The sequence below is a fragment of the Acidimicrobiales bacterium genome (assembly GCA_035540975.1).
GTDB lineage: Bacteria > Actinomycetota > Acidimicrobiia > Acidimicrobiales.
On sequence record DATLFN010000136.1, the window covers coordinates 43,242 to 61,573 of the forward strand.

Sequence of the window (18,332 nt, forward strand, 5' to 3'; positions counted from 1 at the left end):
GAGAGACCACCCTGAGGGTCGTGACGTGGAACGTCTGGCTGCGCTTCGGGCCCTGGCGGCGTCGCCAGACGGCGATCGAGAGCACACTCGCCGGGCTCGCACCCGACATCGTGGCGCTCCAGGAGGTCTGGCGGGAGCCGGGTGGGACCGATCAGGCACGGCTGCTCGGTGAGGCGCTGGAGATGTACCACCACTACAGCCACTGCTCCACGCTCGACGGGCTGGAGATCGGGAACGCGGTTCTCTCGCGCTGGCCGATTACCTGCGTCGAAGAGTTGGTGCTGCCCGGGCCCCGGGACAGCGGTGAGCGGCGCCGTTGCGTCACCCTCGCCAGGATCAGCGGGCCAAGGGGTGACGTCCCCTTTTGCACCACCCACCTCGCCCACGACTACGCGGACAGCGGCCTGCGCCAGCAGCAGGCGCGCGCCGTCGCCCGGTTCGTGGCGTGCCATGCCAACGGCGGCTTCCCGTCGGTCCTTGCCGGCGACCTCAATGCCGACCCCACGTGCGACGAGGTCCGGATGCTCACGGGCCGCTGCGCGGTGCCCGTCCCGGGGCTCGTCTTCCACGACGCCTGGGACATCGCGGGGTCCGGTGACGGGCACACCTGGTCGAATGACAATCCGCATGCACGGTCGAGCCTGGCCCCGTCACGTCGGATCGACTACGTACTCGTCGGGCTCACCGGCCCCCATGGAGTCGGCCACGTCGTCAGCGCCACTCTTGCGGGCGTGAGCCCGGTCGACGGCATGGTCGCCTCCGACCACTACGCCGTCGTCGCCGATCTCCGGTACTGAAGTGACGCCGGCGGTCCGAGCCGAGACGTCCGGCCTGCCGGCGTGAGGTTCGCCGCGAACGTACGAGCCCCCCTTATCCCATGGATTCAAACATCAAGCGGTGGTTCTCGGGCTCTTCCGCCGCCAGGCCGTCGTCGACGCCGCCGGGTGGGACACCAACACGGTGGGGGAGGACGCCGAGCTCGTCCTGCGGCTGCACCGCACCCGGCGCGAGCAGGGAAAGGCGTGCCGGATCACGTTCTTCCCCGACCTCATCTGGTTGGACCGAAGCGCCCGGCGACTTGAAGACGCTCATCCGACAGCGAAAACCGCTGGCAGCGGGGGCTGACCGAGATGATCGTGCGCCATCGCACCATGGTCGGCAGCCCGCGCTATGGCCGGATCGGCCTGGTGGCGCTGCCCTACTTCGTGGTCTTCGAGCTCCTCCGGCCGGTGATCGAGCTGGCGGGCTAACGCCGCCCTGATCGCCAGCGTCTGCTTCGGTCTCGCCTCGCTCCGGCCGGCCGAGCTCGTCAAACTCCGGTAGCGGCGCCAGCTGGTTCAGCGCCAGGAGAGGGCGGCCTCTCGGTGTAGTTGTCGCCGAGGGGAGCGCAGCCGGGGACATTCACGACCGGGAGCCCGGCGGCGGAGCGGTACTCGTCTCCGAGAAAGGCTCCCACGCCCATCGCTCCCGTCGGGTTTCCCTTCCCGGAGGGGACTCCACCCCACGCCCCGCACGTGCCGACAGCGACGAGAGCGGCCGCTCGAGGGGCGAGCCGGCGCAGCCAGTCGTTGCTCGTGCCCTGGCCGCCATCGCCGGAAGTGCCCAGGCCCGACCAGAACCCGTCGCCGACGGTGCGCTCGTCGCACACCGAGCCCTCCCAGGTGATGACGTAGGGGGCGTCGAGCTCGCCCCGCTCGGTCAGCTCGAGGTGCACCAAGGCGGCGAACGGGCGCCCGAGGAGGCCCTGCGGCCACCGGCCGAGCATGGTTTCCAGGGCATGGCTGCCGTACTCGACCGTGCCGTCGTCAGCGAGCAGGGCGGTGATATCGGGCGAACGCTCGACCACGGCGACCAGTGCCGCGTGCGCGCGCCGCCAGGACTCTGCGGTGTCGGTCACGGCCGGACAGCGACGGCTCGGGTCTGGTGGCACCCCGTGGCGGCACGCGCCCCATTCCGGAGGACGCGGCCTCCCTCGAGGATGCGAACCCGACGGCGAGGACCCGCGGGGGCCGCTCCATCAGTCCGCATCCACCTGTATCGGCAGTTGCGCGCCGTCGCTGAAGAGGAGAACCGGTCGTACTGAGACGCTCGCCGTGCGCCTGCGCCAGTCAGCGCTCGAGCCGATCCGTCCCTGCCCCGTCGTAGGCGCCCTCGCCCCTACGATCACGCGCCGTGGTTCGGTGCCCGGGCTGCGGCGCAGCCGTGTCGGAGTGGGCTGCTCGATGCCCGGAGTGCGACGCCGATGTCCGGGCCGCTCCGGTGCTGGAAGTGCCGGTCGAGCGTGCACCCGCTTCCCGCCTGCCCCGCGTCCCGCCGGCGAGTGTCGTCGTCGCCGTCGTCGTTGTGGCCGTCACCGCGGCTGTCGTTCGACAGGGTGACGACGCCGCGCCGCCGGCGGGCGGCTCGGCGTGGGCCGAGACGAGTACGGCTGCGCCTACCACGACCGGCCCGGGCCGCGGAGAGGCCAGATCCTTCGTCGAGCCTCCCCGGACGTTCCGGACGGGGCGCTCCGTCATGTCGGAACTGCCCGTCGAGGCCTATCCCGAGCATCCGCTCGCGCTCGGGGCGTCCTTCGTCTTCACGTCGGCCGGCCAGGCGCGGCTCGCCGGCGCCGTGGACCCGGCCCCGGCTCCCGGCTCGTCGTGCGGATGCTCGGCGCTGCTGACTCGGTCCTTCCCGCCGATCACCCCGGGGCCGTCCGGCTCGTCCGCGGCCAGCCGCCCTCGCCGGTCGAGGTCGAGCTGGTCAGTGGCGGCGGGGACCGTCTGGCGCCCCCGTCGCGCTCCCGCCGGTACGGCGCCCGTCGTCGCCGCCGGGCCGGACCGGCTCGTGCTGCAACGAGTCGACGGGACGCTCGTCCCTACGACACCCGGCCCGACGCATCAGCGACGGCCTCGGGCGTGCCGGTGACGTCCTCGATGCCCACGGGCGCGTGGTCGCGTGGGTGACCGAGGCCCATGGACGGTGCGTCGGAGCGACCGCCTGCGCGCTGCACCTGCCGACGTCGACTCGGGCCGTGACCGGGTCGTCGCCGCGCCGCCCGGGTCGGAGTAGGTGCGCGGCGGAACGTTCTCTCCGGACGGGACGAAGCTGGCCGCGTTCGCAGCGGCCGCCGGCGCCGCAGAGGCGGGTGCCGCTCGTCTCGGGACGATCGACGTGGCCACCGTCGGCACGCTCGAGATCCCCGGCTCGGAGGTCCCCGTGGGGGAGCCAGTGGTGGCAGCGGCGTGGTCGCGCACTTCCGGCTGGCTGTTGTACTCGGGCCTCGGCGGATCCCTTCGCGCCCACTTCCCGGGGTCCTCCTCGGCGCCATCACTCGACCTTCCGTCCTCGTACACCTTTGCTGCGAACTGAGAAGTGCTGGGCCGCCCTGCCGGGGTCCACGCGACGCGCCCCATCGGTCCGATCGGTCCGGTGCGGCCGGCTCGGCAGCGACGCGGCGTACGGGACGATCACGGCCGTCACCCCGGGGAGCGGTTGAAGGAGATGGGCGATGCGCCGGGCGCTGCGCCGGTGCAGCAGTGGGTGCCACCACCGGTCGAAGTCCAGCTCCGGCACGACCACCGTCACGTGCCGGGCTGATGCCGATTGCTGCCCGACGGCGGCGCGGAGCGAGTCGCCGAGGGCCTCGGCCGATGCGTCGTGGACGTGGAGGGGCAGCCAGGTGAGGCCGAGCTCCATCCAGTCCCCGGCCAGTCTGCGCGTCTCGGCAGCGTCGACCGAGACGTGCAGGGCCCGCACGTCGGTGTCGGGAAGCCGGGACACGAACCGCAGCGCCGGAAGGATGCGGCGGTCGACCACCGACACCAGCACGATGGCCGTGTGGCGCCGATCCGCCGGGCGCTCAACGACCGGGTCGCGCTTCGCCATCGTCGGGGCCGGAGCTCTCGATGTGGTACGGCACCGAGGTCACCACGGTGCCCTGGCGGAACAGGAGGGCAAGCTTGAGGGCGGCCGCGCTCTGGTTGTGGAGCAGCTGGGTCGGCGACAGCAGCCGCCCGGTGACGAACTCGGGGATCACGATGGTGACCGTGTCGCCCCGCCAGCGCTCGTCCAGGTCGTCGAGGTAGCGCTCGACCGCCGGGGTGAGCTCCCGGTAGGGGGAGGGGACGATCTCGAGCGGGATGTCGAACTTGAAGGCTGCCCAGTCCCGCTCGATGGCAGCCACGTCGCCGTCCTGGGAGGACACGTGGACGGCGGTGAGGTGGTTGGGGCGCAGTGACCGGGCGTAGTCCAGTGCCTCGATGGTGCCCCGGTGGACCCGGCCGACGAGGACCACGACGGTGTGGTCCATGGACCGGGGGCGTACCGGTCCGGGCTCGACGGCCAGGATGGCCTCGACGCGGGTGTAGTGGCGCTTGATGGACACGAACAGGGCGATGATGAGCGGCACCACCACTATGGGCAGCCACGCCCCCACCGCGAACTTCGTCACGGCGACGATCGCGAGCACCACGGCGGTGGCCACCGCGCCCACCGCGTTGACGGCCACCCCCCGCTGCCACCCGCGCTCTCGCAGGCGGAGGTGGTGGCGCACCATGCCCGACTGGCTCAGGGTGAACGACGTGAACACCCCGACGGCGTAGAGCGGGATGAGCAGCGTGGTGAGGCCGCCGAAGGCGACCAGCAGGGCGCCGGCCGCCACGGCCAGGAACAGGATCCCGTTGGAGAACACCAGCCGGTCACCCTGGTTGGCGAACTGCCGGGGCAAGTAGCCGTCCCGGGCCACGATGCTGGCCAGCCGGGGGAAGTCCACGTAGGCGGTGTTGGCGGCCAGGATCAGGATGCCGGCGGTGGCGAACTGGAGCAGGGTGTGCAGCGGGCCGACTCCGAACACGGCCCGTCCCAGCTGAGAGATGACCGTCTCCTCGTGGGTCGGGTACGGGGCGAGGTGATGGGCGAGCACGGTCACCCCGAGGAACAGCGTCCCCAGGATGAAGCCCATGACGGTGAGGGTGGTGGCGGCGTTCTTCGACTCCGGCCGCCGGAAGGCGGGAACGCCGTTGGAGATGGCCTCGACGCCCGACAGGGCGACGGCACCCGACGAGAACCCCCGGAGGACCAGGAACAGCGACAGCTCCCCGCCCGCTCGCCGCACGTCCTCGGCCCGCTCGGCGTCGAACGGCACGGGGGCGATGTCGCCGAAGAACTCCCGCGCCAAGCCGTAGACGACCATGGCGGTGAGCATCACGATGTAGATGTAGGTGGGTGCCGCGAAGATCTTCCCCGACTCCTTGACCCCCCGCAGGTTCCCGGCGGTGAGGAGCACCACGAAGAACAGGCAGATGGCGACCCGCTGGTCCTCGAGATGGTGGAAGGCGTCGAGGGACACGAGGGCGGCGACGCCGGCGGACACCGACACGGCCACGGTCAGGATGTAGTCGACCAGCAGGGAGGCGGCCGCCACCAGCGACGGGTACTCGCCCAGGTTCTCCCGGCTGACGATGTAGGCGCCGCCCCCGCTCGGGTAGGCGAAAATGGTCTGTCGGTAGGAGGTCACGACGATGGCGAGGAGCACCGCCACCGCGATCGCCATCGGAACCAGCTTCTCGAGGCCGAGAGCGAGGCTGGAGGCGCCCACGGCGGTGACGAAAAGGATCTCCTCGGTGGCGTAGGCGGTGGAGGAGATCGGGTCGGACGAGAAGGTCGCCAGCGCGATCGTCTTGGGCAGCCGCTGGTGGTCGGCGTCGGCCGAGGACAGGGGCCGGCCGACGAGCAGGCGCTTGGCCATGGCGAGCACGGAACCACTGTCACCCGTCCCGATGTCAAGAAGGCGTAAAAACGGCCCGGTGGGCATCAGGAAACCGTAAAGATCAATCCGTGGCCGCCGGCAGGATTGCTCTCCGCCCCCGCCCACTGTGGGGATGCGTCGCCGGCGTGGTCCTCGTGATCGGCCTCAGCGCCGCACTGGTCCCCTTCCGCTCGGACATCACCCGCGCCTCCCCCGCCCTGGCGCTGGTCGTGGCCATCGTGGTGGCCGGGCTGGTCGGCGGCCGGCTGGCAGCCCTGGTGGTCGTGCCCGTCGCCGTCCTCGCGTACAACGTCGTGTTCATCCCGCCCCACTGGACCCTCACCGTGGACGCCCTGGACGACGGCGTGGCGCTGACCGTGTTCGGGCTGGTGGCCGTCGTCGTCGGCTCGCTGGTGGCCAGGGAGGGCGAGCGCCGACAGTCAGCCGAGGAGCGGGCGGCCGAGCTGCAGATGCTGAACGCCGAGCTCCAGAAGGTGCACCACGAGCGGGAACGCCTCGGCGAGGAAGCAATGCGGGCGACCGTGCTCGAGAGGATCGACGAACAACGAAGCGCACTGCTGCGGTCGGTGTCGCACGACCTGCGCACACCCCTCGCCACGGTGCGCGCCGTGGTGTCCGACCTGCTGGGCGGAGCGCCCTACGACGACGCCACCCGCAGCGAGCTGCTGGGGCTGGTGGCGGACGAGGTCGAGCGCCTGGACCGGCTGGTCGCCAACCTGCTGAACCTGAGCCGGATCGAAGCCGGAGCCCTCCGTCCCGACCGCCAGGCGGTGGTCATCGACGAGCTGCTGGCCCACACGGTGAAGCGCCTGGACCGGCTCTTCGTCCATCGCCGGGTGCAACTGGAGGTCCCGCCGCTGCCCATGGTCGACGGCGACTACACCCAGCTGGACCAGGTCGTGAGCAACCTCCTCGAGAACGCCGCCCGCCATGCCCCGAGAGGCTCGACGGTGCGCATCGGAGGCCGGGAGACCGACGAGCACGTGGAGATCTGGGTCGACGACGAGGGGCCGGGCGTGGCGCCGTTCGAGCGCCGGCGCATCTTCGAGCCCTTCAGCGCCGGCGACGGGAGCTCGTCGAGCGGCATCGGCCTCGCCATCTGCAAAGCCATCGTGGAGGCCCACGGAGGTTCCATCACCGCCGAGGGCTCGCCGGGGGGAGGGGCCCGTTTCCGGTTCAGCGTTCCGAAGAGCCATGCCCGGCGAGACTGAGCTGATCCTGGTCGTCGACGACGAGCCCGGCATCCTGCGGGCGCTCTCGGCGGCCTTGCGTGCCCGCGACCACCGAGTGGCGGTCGCCACCACCGGGGCGGAGGCGCTCACCGAGGTCGCCACCCGGCAGCCGGCCGTGATCATCCTCGACCTGGGCCTGCCCGACATCGACGGGATCGACGTCTGTCGGCAGTTGCGGAAGTGGACCGACACCCCGATCATCGTGCTCACCGCCGAGGGCGCCGAGTCCCGCAAGATCGAGGCACTGGACGAGGGAGCCGACGACTACGTCACCAAGCCGTTCTCCACGCCCGAGCTCCTCGCCCGCGTCCGGGTCGCTCTCCGCCGCCACCGCCCGGCCGACGGTACCGGTATCGACGTCACCCTGACCGTGGGCGACATCGAGATGGACCTCGCTCGCCACCAGGTTCGCGTGCGCGGCACCGAGGTGGAGCTCACGCCCAAGGAGTTCGCCTTCCTCGCCGCCCTGGCCCGCCACCCGGGCCGGGTGTTGACCCATCGCATGCTCCTCCACGAGGTGTGGGGGCCCGAATACGCGAAGGAGACGCAGTACCTGCGGGTCTACGCCAGTCAGGTCCGCAAGAAGCTCGCCGACGACCCTGCCCACCCCGCCCTCGTCACGGAGCCCGGGGTGGGCTATCGCCTCGTCGATCCGGCCGACCAGCTGGACAGCGGGCCGCAGCAGTAGCGCGTAGGCCGCGGGGGCGAGTCGCGCCGGACGTTGATTGAGAACGGTTATTGTTCTATGTTTGAAGGCCATGCGAACAGTTCCCACCCGTCCCCGGCCCCGCCATCGGCCGCGCCGCGCCGTGGCAGCCATCGTGACGGCGCTGGCGTCGGCCGGTCTGGTGGGCTGCGGGAGCGACGGTGACGCCGCCGCCGCCGGCGGAGCGAACGGCCGGCTCGCCGTGGTGGCGAGCTTCTACCCGGTCGCCGAGGTCGCCGGTCGGGTGGGGGGCAACCGGGTCCGCGTCTCCAACCTGACGCCGGCGGGGGCCGAGCCCCACGATCTCGAGCTGACCTCGCACCAGCTCGACCAGCTCGAGGACGCCGATCTCGTCGTCTACCTCGGCAACGGGTTCCAGCCCGGCGTCGCCGAGATCGCCTCCCGCCGGGACTCCGCCACCCTGGACCTTCTCGACACGATCTCGCTGGAGGAGGGCGCCCACGATGCCGTCGATGCCGACGAGGGGCACGTCGGCGAGGCCAACGAGGGCGAGCACGCCGAGGGCCGCGGTCTCGATCCCCACTTCTGGCTCGACCCCACGCTGATGGCACAGGCCGCCGACGCGGTCGTCGACGCCCTGGTCGAGGTGGACGCCGACGGTGCCGGCACGTTCCGGGCGAACGCCGAGGCGTACAAGCGCGAGCTGGCGAGCCTCGACGCCGACATCCAGGCGGGGCTGGCGACATGCGAGCGTCGAGACATCGTCACCGCCCATGCCGCCTTTCACTACCTCGCCCGCCGCTACGGCCTCGTGCAGCTCCCCATCGCCGGGCTGTCGCCCGAGGCCGAGCCCGATCCCAGGCGCCTCGCCCAGCTCACCGATCAGATCCGGGAGAAAGGCATCACCACCGTGTTCTTCGAGGAGCTCGTCTCGCCGGCGGTGGCCGAGGCGCTCGCCCGCGAGGCCGGCGTGGCGACCGCCGCGCTCAGCCCCCTGGAGGGGCTCAGCGTGCCCGATGCCGAGGCCGGGAAGGACTACCCAGCGGTGATGCGCGAGAACCTGGCGGTGCTGCGCCGGGCCCTCGGCTGTCGCTGAGGTCGTCGGCACCCGACGCCGCTCGGCCGGCAACGGCGGGCGCGGCAACCCGTCGCGACGCCGTCGCCCGGCCGGGGGCCGCGGCTCTCGCCGTCGCGCGGTACGGCCGACGGGACGGGCCGACGACGGGCCGACGCCGTCAGCCGAGACTGAGGTCGAAGCGTCGGAGCGTGCCGTCGAGACATCCGACGGCCAGGTGCCACCCCGATGTCGACCATGCCAGGCTGGCCACCCCCGCCGGCAGTTCGGCCTGGGCCAGCGCTCGCTCCTCCCGGTCCGCCGCCAGCAGCAGCAGGCGCCCGGCGGCGTCTCCGGCGGCGACGACGTTGCCGCCCCGTGAGGCGAGCGCCGCGATCGGCCCGTCGTGCGCGAGCAGGCGAACGGGCGCGTCCACCGCGACGTTCCCGTCGGCCGTGACCGGCCAGCTGTTCACCTCATCGAGGTCGCAGACGACGAGGTGCTCCCCGGCCCACGTCAGGCGGCGCACCGGCGTCCCGTAGCCGTCCACGCCGGTCCCCAGGCCCGACACGAGGTCGACGACGTGCACGGACCCGCCCGCCTCGCCCACGGCGAGGCGCTGACCGTCGGCCGACAGGGCGAAGGCGCAGGCCATCGACGTCCTCCGCTCGGCGTCCACCGTGCCGTTCTCGTGGTCGACGATCACCAGGCCGTCGGCCGTACCGAGGGCCACCCGGCTCCCGGGGAGCAGGCAGGCGTCGACGACGTGGCCGACGTCGCATCGGATCGGCGCCAGCTCCCCCGGCCGGCCGCCGTGGACCCCGGCCGAGGTGACGGCGACCAGCCGCCCGGGGTCGGACCACCACACCCGCCGGCCCCAGCCGCCGAGGCGCTGGGCCGCCTGCCCGACCCGGACGTCTCCGCGGTGGTCGATGGTGGCCATCTCCCACGCCGGGCCGCAGGCCACGGCGACGACCACCCCGGGCCCGGGGGGGCGGCGGAGGTCGGGCCTCCCGTCCACGTGCACGGACCCGTCGGCGCACGTGCAGGCGAGCGACGAGCCGATCCACGCCAACCCGACCACCGCCTCCGGCAGGCAGGCCTCGCCGACCGGCCGGAGCGACGCGGCGGCTGGAGTGTTCACGGCGCAGCGTGGGATCGCAGGCCGGCCGCCAGGTTCGCCCGGTCGAGCCCCCACCCCACCAGCGCCACCTGCGAGGCGGTGCCGTGAAGCCTCCTGCCTGGCTGCGTCATCACGATCGACCGCATGCCGAGGCAGTCGACCGCGCTCTCCCGGTCGACCAGGCACAGCTCGCCCTGGAGCCGGAGCAGGCGTGAGGCGTGGTCGTCGAGGACACCGTCCAGCCAGGCACGGACGCCCTCCGCCTCGAGCGGCCCGTCGGCGTCGACGACGACGGTGGCCGGCGCCTCGTGGGGCGCCGGGCGCGCGTCGTGCACCGAGGCCATGCGGCCGTGCCACGCCCGGCGGTCGAGGAGCGAACCGAGCATTGCAGGGCTCCCGACCCACGCCCGGACGGGACCGGTCCGGTTCACACCGCGCACGGCGTGGCGCACGCGGCGCACGACGGCGGGCCGCAGCCGGTCGGCTCGGGCCACGACCACGGCGTCGGCCATCGCCAGCGTCTCCATCTCCGCCTCGGTCCCCAGCCGGCCGCCGGTGGCGAGCCGGGTGGCCATGGCGGGGCCGTCGCACGTGGCGATGACGGCGTCGAGGAAGGTCTGGCCGGTCAGGTCGGGGTCGGTGAGCAGCGTCTGGGCGACGCCGACGGCGTCATGGTGCGTGACCAGGAGGGCGCGGCGCGGCGGGTGACGGCGCCGCAGGGACAAGCGCAGCCCGTCGACGACGTCGACCCGGATCGAGCAGCACTCGCAGCCCGTCGTGCGGTAGCCGGTCGCCGCCTCCGCCGGCACGGTGAGCACACCCTCGACGGCTGGCCCCTCGACCGCTCCGTGTGGGCCGATCAGGCACACCGCTTCGGCTGCGGTGAAGGCGGCCAGGTCGAGCGCCAGCTTTGCCGCCTCGGGCCCTCCGGCGACCACCGTGACGGCCACCGGTCCGCCCCGCTCGGCGGCGCCCGCCCCGGCGGGCGCGGAGGGCAGTTCTTCAGGCATGCCGCGTACTATAGAATGAGACTTGTTCTCACACCAACTGCCCCGCACGATGTGGGTCGAGACGAGGGAGGATCAGCCGCCGTCTCCGCAGCGACGGCACAGGCCCTCGAAGTCGAGGCGGTGCCCGGTGACCTCGAACCCGGTTTCGGCCACCGCCTGCGAGGCAGCCTCGCGCAGCACTCGTTCGAGCCGCGTGGCCGCCACCAGATCCGTCACCGCTCCGCACCGCCGGCACACGAGGTGGTGGTGGTGACCGGCCAGGTCCTCGGCCAGCTCGAACCGGCCGTACTCGTCGGCTCCGGGGAGGCGGACGGCGATCCCGGCGTCACACAGGACGGTGACGTTCCGGTAGGCCGAGCTCTGTGGGACGCCCTCGGTCCGGCGCAGGATCTCGCCGATGGTCAGGGGGTGCCCCGCCCGCTCCATGGTCTCGACCAGCCGGCGCCGGCTGGCGGTGTAGCGCAGGTCTAGGGCGGCGAGGCGCTCCTCCGCCACCACGTGCAGCCGGCCATCCGTCTGATCCGATCCGCGGCCGGGATCGTCGAGCGGTCGCCCGGACGGGAGGCTCAGTGCTCGTCCCAATGACCGTCGTGCGAGGCGTGGCGGTGCCCGTCGTGCAGGTAGTCGGTGTGGCCGCCGTGGTCCAGCGCATCGTGGCCGCACCCCGAGCCGTGCTCGTGGTCGTGGCCGTCGTGGGTCACGTGGGCGACAGGTTCGCACTCGTCCCAGTGGTCGTCGTGCTCACGATGGGCGTGGCCGTCGTGGAGGTAGTCGGTATGGTCGCCGTGGTCCACGGCGACGTGCCCGCATGTCGAGCCGTGCGCGTGATCGTGCTCGGCGTGTGTCGTATGGGTCATGGTCACTGTTCCTCCTCGGTGGAGAGCTGGCGGGACGGCCGCAGCTCGTGGGCGTGAACGATGGCATCGTGGACGATGTGGGCGACGTGCTCGTCGCCCAGCGAGTAGGCGATCTCCCGGCCCCGGCGCTCGGTCCGGACCAGGTGGGTCGACCGGAGCACCCGGAGATGCTGCGACACGAGCGGCTGGGAGAGCCCCAGGGCGTCCACCAGCTCGTGGACGCATCGGGCGCCGGTCCCCAGTTCGTGCACGATGGCAAGCCGGTGGACGTTCGCCAGCGCCCGGAGCAACTCGGCGGCTGCTTCGAGGTCCGGCGGCGGAGCGGTCAACACCTCGCCTCCACTGCCAGCCCCGGGACGCCGCACCCACGTATCATATCATGCGCATGGCTGCATGTGTCGCGCAGCCTACGCACCCTGCCCGCCCCGCTCGCACCGGGGGTGAGAATCGTTCTCATCGTGTGGTACGGTGAGGGGATGGCGAGCCAGGCGAACCGACGAGCCACGGTCCCCATCACGGTGGTGACCGGCGCCTGCGAGGCCACCCGGTGGGCCATCGCCGACGCCCTGGCGTCGCCCGATGGCGTCGTCGTCAGCGCCCACGCGCCTCCCGTCTCCGTCGGTGCCCGGGTGGTCGACGTCGCCGAGGAGACGTTCCGGACCAACCCCGACTGTCCTTGCTGCGCCGTTCGCTTCGACCTTCTCTCGGTGATCCCGGTGCTGGCGTGTTCGCACCGGCCGTTGACGCGCATCGTGGTTGCCGCAGGAGAGGACAGCGACGTCGCCCTCGTCGCCCAGACGCTGCTGGCCAGCTCGGAGGTGGAGCGGCTGGCGGAGCTGGACGCCGTCGTGGTCATCGTCGACGGGCGCCGGGCGTCGGCACGCCTGGCGACAGCCCAACCACTCGCCGGCTCCGCCGGTGCGGCCGACCAGCTGGCCCTCGCCGACCACCTCGTGGTGACGGGATCGGAGGACCTGACCGCCGACGCGCTGGCCGCGGTATCGAGCGAGCTCCGCAGGTGCAACCCCCTGTCGCTCCTGTGGCTGACCGAGGCGAGCGAGCTCGACACGACCCGGCTGACCGGTGTGCGCTCGTTCGACCTGGCGACGGTGGCCCAGCGGTCGAGCCGCCCGGTGCCGCCGGCTCCTCCGCTCGACCCGGACCAGCCGGGCACCGTCGTCATCGAGCTCGCCGGCGATCTCGACGGCGACTTGTTGCGCGGGTGGTTGGGCCGGCTGATCGAGCACCACGGCCACGACCTGCTCAGGTTGCAGGCGGTCTTCCAGGTCCGGCAGTCGGCCAGCCGTCGGGTGTGCTCAGGCGTGCGTACCACCATCGCGTGGGGCGACGAGGCTGCGTCGGCCCCGGGCGGATCGGGCAGCCGGGCCCTGCTCGTGGGCCGCCGGCTCGACGCCGACCTGGTGCGAACGTGGCTGGCCGAGGCGCGGGCGTGAAGGCCGCAGGGCAGCGCACCGACGACTGGGCCCGTCCCTGGCTCGAGGCCGAGGCGAGCGACGCGTTCACCGACGCCATCACCGCGGTCTCGTGGGCCCCTTCGGGTGACGCCCTGGCGGCGGGATCCCTCGGCGGCGAGGTACGGATCGTCGCCGGCGGCGGGCACGAGGCGCCGGCGCCGGCGTCGTCGCCCATCGCGCTCCACCCCGGCGGGGCGCTGTGCCTGGCCTGGTCCCACGACTCGGCGTGGGTCGCCAGCGGCGGCACGGATGCCCGCCTCGTCGTGCGCCACCGCCGGATGGGGACGGGCATGGAGGTGGAGCTGGCCGGATGGGTCCGGTCGGTGGCCTGGAGCCGGGACGGCTGGCTGGCGGCAGCGGCCGGCCGGGAGGTGTACGGGGCGCACCTCGACGACGGCCGGTGGCACACCCTGGCGCCCCATCCCGGGCCCGTGACCGCCCTGGCGTGGAGCGACCGCTCATCGCCCGGCCTTCCGTCCCGCCTCGCCGTCGCCGGCGTGGGCGGCCTGCGCTGGTACGAGCCTTCTCGGGACGGCGAGCCCGTCGCCAGCCGCTGGGAGGCCGCTGCGCTGCTCACCATGGTGGTCGACGCGGCCGCCGGGACCGTGGCCGCCGGCAGCCTCCGCGGCCGGGTGTGGGTGTCCGGCGTCGGACCGGGCCCCTGCGCTCGCGCCCACGGGCGCCTGGGCCCGGTCAGGCGCCTGGCGTGGAGCCGCGGGGCGAGCCGCCTGGCAGCCGCCGAGGAGAGCCGCATCGCCGTGTGGGACCACCGCCGCAGCCGAGCTGCGCAGCCGGGCCGGCTCCAGGACGCTATCGCTCACCCCAGCGCCTTCGTCTCGCTGCCGGCCCACCCCGGCGGGGTCTCCGACGTGGCGTGGGACCCCGGCGGCGAGATCCTGGCGTCGGTGGGAGCCGACGGCCACGTCGCGTTGTGGAAGCCCGACGAGACCCGGGACCCCCTTCAACGCATCGACCTGGGCGAGCCCCTCTCCTGCCTCGCCTGGCGGCCCGACGGCACCGGCCTGGCCGCCGGTGGCGAGGCGGGCTCGCTGCACCGGTTGAGGCTCCGTCACCGACCGCCTACGTCCCGCCCATGACGGGCGGCTCCGGTCCCGGCCGCGGTGCGAACCTGGCCGCTGGCCCGCCTCCGGTGGAGGCCGAGGTCAGGGCGCAGGCGCAGACCGGGCCACGCGATGCAGGCGCAGCCGGCGGGCGCCGGCTCCGGCCCCCGCCGCCGCCAGGTAGGCGGCGATGGCGGTGAGCACGATGGCGGAGCCGGGGCTGTAGTCGAGGTAGTGCGCGACCGACAGCCCGGCCACGGCACTGGAGGACCCGACGGCGGACGCGGTGACGAGCGTGCCCCGGTAGCTGGAGGCCAGCTGGGCGGCGGCGGCCACGGGTACGACCATCATGGCGGCGATGAGCAGCAGGCCGATCGACGACATCCCGGCGACGACCACGAGCGAGACCATCAGGGTCAGGGCCAGGACGATCCGGTCGGTGGCGACGCCCGACACCCGGGCCGCTTCCTCGTTGAAGGCCAGGGCGACGAGGCGGGGATAGAGGACCGCGGTGAGGGCCACCACCGCGGCGGCCAGGACGGCGATGAGCCACACCCGCCCCCAGCTCAGGTTGAGCGGGCTTCCGAACAGCACGCCGACGAGGCGCGTCTGGCCGGCGCCCGCTCGCGCCGAGAGGAGGTACCCCAGGGCGATCCCCCCGTAGAAGATCAAGGCGATGGCGAGGTCGCCGGCGAGCCCGGCCCGGGACATGCGGATCAGGAGCAGGCCGGCGACGACGCTGCACGCCAGCGCACCGAGAAGCGGCTCGGCGCCGACCAGGAAGGCCAGGCCCACCCCGGCGAAGGCGACATGGCCCATCCCGTCGCCGATGAGCGACTGCCCCCGCTGGACGATGAAGCTGCCGACGAGAGGGGCGACGCCCGCCGTCAGCGTGCACGCCACCAGCGCCCGCTGCATGAACTCGAACTCGAACGGGTTCACGTGGCGGCGGCGTGGCGGACGGCGGCCGGGGCGACGGGGGCGGAGACGTCGACGAGCTGACCGTCGTCGACCGCCAACACCCGGTCGGCCAGCCCCGTGAAGGCTCCCGGGTCGTGGCTCACGTAGACGACGGCCATGCCTTCGACCCGCACCAGGTGCTCGAGCGATTGCCGCAGCACGGCCCTGGCGGCGGCGTCGACTCCGGTCGTCGGCTCGTCCAGCACCAACAGCTGCGGAGCGGTCACCAGAGCGCGGGCGATCAGGGCCCGTTGCTGCTGGCCGCCCGAGACCTCCGACACCCGCCGGCGCCTGACGTCGGCGAGGCCCATGAGGTCCAGGACGTGCTCGAGGCGCTCGCGCGTGGCGCTTCCCCGCCGCACGGCGCGCCTGGTGCCCGCCAGCCCGCTGCGAACCACCTCCTCGACGCTCAGCGGCAGCGCCGAAGACGCGACCGCCCGCTGGGGGACGTACCCCAGCTGCCACCACTGCCGGAACGATCCCGTGGCCACGCCGAAGAGGCGCACGCTCCCGCGGTCGGGGCGGAGCAGGCCGAGGCTCAGGCGCAGGATCGTGGTCTTCCCCGCGCCGTTGGGGCCGACGACGGCGACGCACTCGCCCTTGTGGACGGACAGCGACACGTCCCGCACCACCGCAACGGCCCCGTAGGCGAACGTGACGGCGTCGAGCTCGAGGACCGGGCGCGGCGCAGGCACGGGCCGGCGACCCCTCAAGGGCAGCCGAGGGCGGTGGCGAACTGGCGGGCCTGCTGGCGGAGCAGCTCGGGGAAGGCGGTGCCGGCCTCGGCGTCGGTGACGGCGTCGAGCGGAGAGACCTCGAGCAGCTCGACGCCCGCCTCCCTGGCCACGACCTCGGCGTCGCTCCGCCCCTCGACGGGCTCGACCAGGACATGGCCGATCCCCTGGGCCCTGATCTCGGCGACCAGCTCGGCGAGCTCGGCGCTGGAGGCGCCCGCCTCCGGATTGATCCCGGTGACGCCGTGCTGGGTGTGGCCGAAGGGCCGGAGGAGGTAACCGTACGCCTGGTGGCTCACCACCGCCTCGTCGAGCCTGCACGGTCCACCCAGCAGGTCGTCCAGGTCCCCGCGCACGCCCATGAGCTCGTCGCGGGCGCCGGCGGCGTTCTCGCGGTACATCTCCGCTCTCGACGGGTCGGCGGCGGCGAAGGCGGCGCCCACTCGCTCGGCCACCTCGGCCATGATCTCGGCGTCGAACCACATGTGCGCGTCGATCGCCTCGTCGCCGTGCTCGCCGCTCTCCTCGCCCGCGTGCTCGCCGCTCTCCTCGCCGGCGTGCTCGCCGTCGGAGTGCAAGTCCCCGGCCGCCCGCAGCACGCGATCACCCGCCACGTCGGACAGTGCCACCACCTCCCCCGACGCTGCTCCCACCGCCTCCTCGACCTGCGGCTGGTAGCCGATGTCGCCCACGTAGAGCACCACGTCGCTCGTCTCGATCGCCGACCGCTGGCTCGGAGTGAGGTCGAGGTCGTGCGCCTCGGCTCCGCCCGCGGTCAGCAGTGTGACCTCGGCGTCGGGCGCCACGCGCTCCGCGAGCCATGCCAGTGGGTAGACGGCGGCCACCGCGGAGACGGAACCGTCGTCGGCGGACCCGTCTCCGCCTCCACAGCCGGCAGCGACGGACGAGACGAGGGCGAGGGCGAGGACAAGAAGCAGGCGTGGCATGAGCCCCCGGTGAGTTCGGCGGTTGGTGAGAACAATAACCGTTTCGGATTGGCAGGGACAAGCGGAGGACGCTCTCAATCTCGGCACGCCGCCTACCGATCCTCGCCGGTGGTGGCGCCGCAGCTCTCACGCGTCGGGATCGCCGGCGGCGCTTGTCAGGCCGAGTCGGGCTGGTGGCGTCGTACCGCGCAAGCCGAGGCCCGCCCAAGTCGTCGGCCACCCAACCGCCGCGGCCGCCGGTTCCCGCCTGCGCCGGGCATGCCGCCTCCCGAACTAGAATGAGAACTGTTATTGTACCGCCCGGACCGCCGGTGGGTGGCGAGGGCCGCCCGACATTGCCCACCGAGTTCACGGCCTACGGGCTGTTCGCCGATGAGGAAGGTGCCAACCATGCGTCGCCATCGTCTGATCCCGGCTCTGCTGGCCGTTCTCCTGGCCGCACTGGCCCCCGCCGACGTCTCGGCGCGCCCGGGGTCGGTCCTGGTCACGGACCTGGGCAGTCTGGGCGGCAGCGCCACCTTCGCCCTCGACATCAACGATGCTCGCCAGGTGACCGGGAACTCCCGAACCACCGGAGGCCAGCTCGTGGCCTTCCTCTGGCAGGGCGGCCACCTCACCGAGCTCGGGTCCCTTCCCGGCGGCAACGGGTTCAGCCGCGGGTACGCCGTGAGCCCCGACGGCGTCGTCGTCGGCGAGAGCGACAACAACCGGCCCCGCGCCTTCCGTTGGGAGGATGGCGTCATGACCGACGTCGGCACGCTCCCCGGCGGGTCCACAGCGGTGGCCCACGACGTGAACGGCTCCGGCGACACCGTGGGCGCCGCCTCGAACGGCTTCGCCACCAGGCCGTTCGTCGCCGTCGACGGATCCGAGCCGGTGGACCTCGGGACCCTTGCCGGAACGCCGACATCGTCCGGGCGGGCATGGGCGGTGAACGATCGAGGCGACGTCGCAGGACTGTCCCGCAACGTTGTCGACAGCACGTCGGAGGCCACGCTCTGGCCGGCAGGAACGCCCGGATCGGCAGTCAGCCTCGGTTCTCTCGGCGAAGGCCTCTTCAGCCAGGCCTACGCGCTGAACAACCAAAGGGTGGCGGTTGGTGAATCGAGCGTCCTGAGCGGGGACGGGCACGCCGTCGTCTGGCCGGGCGCGGGAAGCCCGGTCGACCTCGGCACCCTCGGGTTCCGACACAGCCGGGCCAACGACATCAACGAGCGGGGGGAGATCGTGGGGCACGTCGGTGCCTTCCGCGGGGCACCCACCTCCGGGGGCCGAGCGGTGCTGTGGCGGGCCAACGACGCGGTCGATCTCAACGAGCTGCTCCCGCCCGGGTCACCATGGGTCCTCCACAGCGCGGAGGGGATCAACGACCGAGGCGACGTCGTCGGCTTCGGTCGTCTGCACGGCCAGCTGAGGTCATTCCTCCTGAACGTGAGGGTCGCACGCTCCTGAGCGGGCGT

At 73.0% G+C, this 18,332-nt stretch carries 19 protein-coding genes; 8 read left to right on the forward strand and 11 right to left on the reverse strand.

What is annotated here, in order from left to right; all coding sequences use genetic code 11:
• The first annotated feature begins 20 nt into the window (after nucleotides 1-20).
• Both VM242_13575 and VM242_13580 read left to right on the forward strand, forming a co-directional pair.
• Nucleotides 21-797 (forward strand): endonuclease/exonuclease/phosphatase family protein, encoded by a 777-nt coding sequence (locus VM242_13575; protein HVM06191.1) that lies wholly within the window; start codon nucleotides 21-23, stop codon nucleotides 795-797.
• Between the two features lie 100 nt (nucleotides 798-897).
• A complete protein-coding gene (locus VM242_13580; GenBank protein ID HVM06192.1) occupies nucleotides 898-1,125 on the forward strand; it encodes a hypothetical protein in 228 nt (75 codons plus the stop codon).
• A gap of 184 nt (nucleotides 1,126-1,309) precedes the next feature.
• Here VM242_13580 and VM242_13585 read toward each other — a convergent pair whose 3' ends face one another.
• From VM242_13585 to VM242_13595, 3 genes are all read right to left on the reverse strand, one after another.
• Complete coding sequence (locus VM242_13585) at nucleotides 1,310-1,897, reverse strand: hypothetical protein (protein HVM06193.1); 588 nt, start codon at nucleotides 1,895-1,897, stop codon at nucleotides 1,310-1,312.
• Between the two features lie 1,415 nt (nucleotides 1,898-3,312).
• On the reverse strand, nucleotides 3,313-3,870 hold the full coding sequence (locus tag VM242_13590) for a hypothetical protein (protein HVM06194.1): 558 nt from the start codon (nucleotides 3,868-3,870) through the stop codon (nucleotides 3,313-3,315).
• Nucleotides 3,845-5,797, reverse strand: coding sequence for an APC family permease (locus VM242_13595; protein HVM06195.1), 1,953 nt, complete (start codon nucleotides 5,795-5,797; stop codon nucleotides 3,845-3,847). The genes VM242_13590 and VM242_13595 overlap by 26 nt, the downstream gene beginning before the upstream one ends.
• 23 nt (nucleotides 5,798-5,820) lie before the next feature.
• Between VM242_13595 and VM242_13600 the strand changes: the two genes are divergently transcribed.
• The 3 genes from VM242_13600 to VM242_13610 all read left to right on the forward strand — a co-directional run bounded on the left by VM242_13600 (nucleotide 5,821) and on the right by VM242_13610 (nucleotide 8,747).
• A complete protein-coding gene (locus tag VM242_13600; GenBank protein HVM06196.1) occupies nucleotides 5,821-6,963 on the forward strand; it encodes an ATP-binding protein in 1,143 nt (380 codons plus the stop codon).
• Nucleotides 6,947-7,672 (forward strand): response regulator transcription factor, encoded by a 726-nt coding sequence (locus VM242_13605; protein HVM06197.1) that lies wholly within the window; start codon nucleotides 6,947-6,949, stop codon nucleotides 7,670-7,672. The genes VM242_13600 and VM242_13605 overlap by 17 nt, the downstream gene beginning before the upstream one ends.
• Nucleotides 7,673-7,793: 121 nt before the next feature.
• Complete coding sequence (locus VM242_13610) at nucleotides 7,794-8,747, forward strand: zinc ABC transporter substrate-binding protein (protein HVM06198.1); 954 nt, start codon at nucleotides 7,794-7,796, stop codon at nucleotides 8,745-8,747.
• 139 nt (nucleotides 8,748-8,886) lie between these two features.
• Here VM242_13610 and VM242_13615 read toward each other — a convergent pair whose 3' ends face one another.
• The 5 genes from VM242_13615 to VM242_13635 all read right to left on the reverse strand — a co-directional run bounded on the left by VM242_13615 (nucleotide 8,887) and on the right by VM242_13635 (nucleotide 12,060).
• Entirely contained in the window at nucleotides 8,887-9,849 is a 963-nt protein-coding gene (locus VM242_13615) for a WD40 repeat domain-containing protein (GenBank protein ID HVM06199.1), read from the reverse strand.
• A complete protein-coding gene (locus tag VM242_13620; protein ID HVM06200.1) occupies nucleotides 9,846-10,838 on the reverse strand; it encodes a GTP-binding protein in 993 nt (330 codons plus the stop codon). Before VM242_13620 ends, VM242_13615 begins: the two co-directional genes overlap by 4 nt.
• A 72-nt stretch (nucleotides 10,839-10,910) precedes the next feature.
• The gene (locus VM242_13625; protein HVM06201.1) at nucleotides 10,911-11,333 is read right to left on the reverse strand and encodes a Fur family transcriptional regulator; all 423 of its coding nucleotides are present in this window, start codon (nucleotides 11,331-11,333) and stop codon (nucleotides 10,911-10,913) included.
• Nucleotides 11,334-11,404: 71 nt separating this feature from the next.
• The gene (locus VM242_13630) at nucleotides 11,405-11,695 is read right to left on the reverse strand and encodes a hypothetical protein (protein ID HVM06202.1); all 291 of its coding nucleotides are present in this window, start codon (nucleotides 11,693-11,695) and stop codon (nucleotides 11,405-11,407) included.
• Nucleotides 11,696-11,697: 2 nt separating this feature from the next.
• A complete protein-coding gene (locus VM242_13635) occupies nucleotides 11,698-12,060 on the reverse strand; it encodes a metalloregulator ArsR/SmtB family transcription factor (protein ID HVM06203.1) in 363 nt (120 codons plus the stop codon).
• 111 nt (nucleotides 12,061-12,171) lie between these two features.
• On the opposite strand from VM242_13635, the gene VM242_13640 reads away from it, so the two are divergent.
• Together VM242_13640 and VM242_13645 are read left to right on the forward strand one after the other, a co-directional pair.
• Entirely contained in the window at nucleotides 12,172-13,149 is a 978-nt protein-coding gene (locus tag VM242_13640) for a GTP-binding protein (protein HVM06204.1), read from the forward strand.
• On the forward strand, nucleotides 13,146-14,267 hold the full coding sequence (locus VM242_13645; GenBank protein ID HVM06205.1) for a hypothetical protein: 1,122 nt from the start codon (nucleotides 13,146-13,148) through the stop codon (nucleotides 14,265-14,267). The genes VM242_13640 and VM242_13645 overlap by 4 nt, the downstream gene beginning before the upstream one ends.
• A gap of 66 nt (nucleotides 14,268-14,333) precedes the next feature.
• Here the strand turns inward: VM242_13645 and VM242_13650 are convergent, their stop codons facing one another.
• From VM242_13650 to VM242_13660, 3 genes are read right to left on the reverse strand one after another with little or no spacing between them, the layout of a single operon-like run.
• Entirely contained in the window at nucleotides 14,334-15,173 is an 840-nt protein-coding gene (locus tag VM242_13650; GenBank protein HVM06206.1) for a metal ABC transporter permease, read from the reverse strand.
• Nucleotides 15,170-15,886 carry a metal ABC transporter ATP-binding protein gene (locus tag VM242_13655; protein ID HVM06207.1) on the reverse strand — a complete coding sequence of 239 codons (717 nt, stop codon included), beginning with the start codon at nucleotides 15,884-15,886 and terminating at the stop codon, nucleotides 15,170-15,172. Before VM242_13655 ends, VM242_13650 begins: the two co-directional genes overlap by 4 nt.
• Nucleotides 15,887-15,900: 14 nt before the next feature.
• A complete protein-coding gene (locus tag VM242_13660; protein ID HVM06208.1) occupies nucleotides 15,901-16,872 on the reverse strand; it encodes a metal ABC transporter substrate-binding protein in 972 nt (323 codons plus the stop codon).
• A 390-nt stretch (nucleotides 16,873-17,262) separates the two neighbouring features.
• Between VM242_13660 and VM242_13665 the strand changes: the two genes are divergently transcribed.
• The gene (locus VM242_13665; GenBank protein HVM06209.1) at nucleotides 17,263-18,324 is read left to right on the forward strand and encodes a hypothetical protein; all 1,062 of its coding nucleotides are present in this window, start codon (nucleotides 17,263-17,265) and stop codon (nucleotides 18,322-18,324) included.
• Nucleotides 18,325-18,332 lie beyond the last annotated feature (8 nt).

Excerpts from the sequence above, each read along its gene's own strand:
- VM242_13660 (HVM06208.1), bottom strand. The coding sequence starts at position 16,872 with ATGCCACGCCTGCTTCTTGTCCTCGCCCTCGCCCTCGTCTCGTCCGTC.
- VM242_13620 (HVM06200.1), bottom strand. The coding sequence starts at position 10,838 with ATGCCTGAAGAACTGCCCTCCGCGCCCGCCGGGGCGGGCGCCGCCGAG.
- VM242_13590 (HVM06194.1), bottom strand. The coding sequence starts at position 3,870 with ATGGCGAAGCGCGACCCGGTCGTTGAGCGCCCGGCGGATCGGCGCCAC.
- VM242_13630 (HVM06202.1), bottom strand. The coding sequence starts at position 11,695 with ATGACCCATACGACACACGCCGAGCACGATCACGCGCACGGCTCGACA.
- VM242_13640 (HVM06204.1), top strand. The coding sequence starts at position 12,172 with ATGGCGAGCCAGGCGAACCGACGAGCCACGGTCCCCATCACGGTGGTG.
- VM242_13665 (HVM06209.1), top strand. The coding sequence starts at position 17,263 with ATGCGTCGCCATCGTCTGATCCCGGCTCTGCTGGCCGTTCTCCTGGCC.
- VM242_13605 (HVM06197.1), top strand. The coding sequence starts at position 6,947 with ATGCCCGGCGAGACTGAGCTGATCCTGGTCGTCGACGACGAGCCCGGC.
- VM242_13595 (HVM06195.1), bottom strand. The coding sequence starts at position 5,797 with ATGCCCACCGGGCCGTTTTTACGCCTTCTTGACATCGGGACGGGTGAC.